General features: G+C 67.1%; 1 protein-coding gene and 1 pseudogene. One reads left to right on the top strand and one right to left on the bottom strand.

Annotated elements, in window-relative coordinates; genetic code table 11:
* The first annotated feature begins 95 nt into the window (after nucleotides 1-95).
* Nucleotides 96-944, top strand: a complete 849-nt coding sequence (locus ACLJT4_RS42315; RefSeq protein WP_411130492.1) for an inositol monophosphatase family protein — start codon at nucleotides 96-98, stop codon at nucleotides 942-944.
* A gap of 18 nt (nucleotides 945-962) precedes the next feature.
* Here the strand turns inward: ACLJT4_RS42315 and ACLJT4_RS42310 are convergent.
* A pseudogene (locus ACLJT4_RS42310) lies at nucleotides 963-1,963 on the bottom strand (IS5 family transposase).
* Nucleotides 1,964-2,010 lie beyond the last annotated feature (47 nt).

Genomic DNA, 2,010 nt, shown 5'->3' with positions numbered 1-2,010 from the left:
CTAGGGCCTGTGCGGAGTCATGATCAATGCTGGCTCCGCGGTGGAAGAAGTTGATCTGGCCTCACGCATCATGGAGCTCGTGAAAGGCTCGCCGGATGGACTATGCGTTCGATGCTCCTCCCGTTGACCGTGAGCTCCTGGACTTCGCTGTTCGCCTGGCCGGTCGCGCTGGGCAGGTGTCCGTGGAGGGATTCTTCGGTGGTGACTGGCACAGCCGTCGCAAGGAGGACGGCAGCGAGGTCACCGAGATCGACGTGGCGGTCGAGGAGTTGATCAGAGCCGAGCTGAGTAGCCGGATGCCGGACGACGGAATCTTCGGAGAGGAGAGAGGAGCGACCAGCGGGTCATCGGGACGGCGATGGATCATCGACCCCATCAACGGCACCACATACTTCACTCACCGGGTGCCGCTGTTCTCGAACGATCTCGCCTATGAGGACGAGCACGGGCCGGCCATCGGAGTCATCAACATGCCGCTGAGGCAGCAGATGGTGGTGGCGGGCCGCGGCCTGGGCTGCTGGGTGCTGCCGGGACCGGACCCGGACTTGCAGTTGGGCCGCCGCGCTCGGGTCACGGAACGGACCAGCCTGGACGGGGCAAGGACGCAGATGCACAACCCGGCCGGCTGGCCGGAGGAACTCCTTTCCACCCTCCACCGCCGGGTCTTTCTGACCCCTTCGACCGGCATAATCGCGGCCCTGGTGACAGGTCGGGCCGACGCGGGCGTCATCGCCGGTCCGCCGATGGGTTACGAGGACGTGGCTCCGATGCCGGTCATCGTCACGGAGGCAGGCGGCCGGGTGACCGATCTGGGAGGGACGTCTGTACTGCGGGGCGACATGTCGGTGCTGGTCACCAACGGTCGGCTGCACGACGAATTCGTGCAGCTGATGGAGGGCTTGCCGCGCAGTCGAGACTGGCAGGCCCTCGTCGATAGCGATTAGGCCCGTTCAGGGTTGTGATCAATTGGAGGGGCGGAGGCTACGGAGCCAGATGACCGCGCCGCGAAGGTGGAGTGCGGCGAGATAACTCTCGGGCGTCTTGTCATATCGGGTGGCGATTCCGCGCCACGCCTTCAACTTGTTGATCAGGCGTTCCACAGTGTTGCGATCCCGGTAGAGCTCGACGTCGTGGCACACAGGCCGCCCGCCACGGTGGCCCCTTCTCTTGCGGTGGGCGGCCTGGTCGGCCTTCTCGGGGATGACCGCCTTGATCCCGCGATTGCGCAGGTGGGCACGGCTGCGGCGGGAGGAGTACGCCTTGTCGGCGGCGACGGCATCGGGCCGGGTACGCGGCCGCCCCACCGGGCCGCGGACCTTGATGCCCCCAAGGACGGGGATGAACTGAGGGCTGTCGGCGGCCTGCCCAGGGGTGAGAACGAAGGACAGCGGACGGCAGCGCCGTTCGGCCGCCAGGTGCACCTTGCTGGTCAGCCCACCTCGCGAGCGCCCCAGGGCGGCGGCCTTCAGCCGTGCGCGGCGCCGTCGGCGAATCCGGCGCCGCTCGACACGGACGGGGTCGGCCGCGTCGACTCCTCCCGCACCTTCTTGATCCTTTTGTCCCTTCCGGCGGCCCCCTTTGACTGCTTGATAGTCTCCTCCAGGGCGGTCAGGATGCTCTCGCTCACCCGTGCACCCGCCGCGTCGTGATGCGCGCGGGCGGTGGTGGAGTCCACGCTGACCAGCGACAGGTCCACCTGTCCGCGCCGCGCGGCCTCGGAGATCAGCGCCTCCATCAGGGCCTGGAACACCCCAGCGTCCCGCCACTGGCGGAACCGGTCATAGACCGTTGACCAGGCTCCGAACTCCTCCGGCATCTCCCGCCACTGGCTCCCAGTACGGAACCGCCAGACCACACCCTCGAACTGGTCCCGCAGTCGATGTGGGAACGGCCCGGACCCACCTATCGGCAGTAGCGGCTCCACCAATGTCCAGTCGCCATCGCTCAGTTCACGTCTCGTCACACGAATGTTCTACCGGCGCGGTGATCACGACTCCGTACAGGGCCTAG

It is taken from the genome of Streptomyces sp. x-19, assembly GCF_046549115.1.
GTDB lineage: Bacteria > Actinomycetota > Actinomycetes > Streptomycetales > Streptomycetaceae > Streptomyces > Streptomyces albulus_C.
This window is presented reverse-complemented; position numbering and strand designations above follow the sequence as displayed.

What these genes read in the sequence shown, in the direction of transcription:
- ACLJT4_RS42315 (WP_411130492.1), top strand. Translation starts at nt 96, where the DNA reads ATGGACTATGCGTTCGATGCTCCTCCCGTTGACCGTGAGCTCCTGGAC.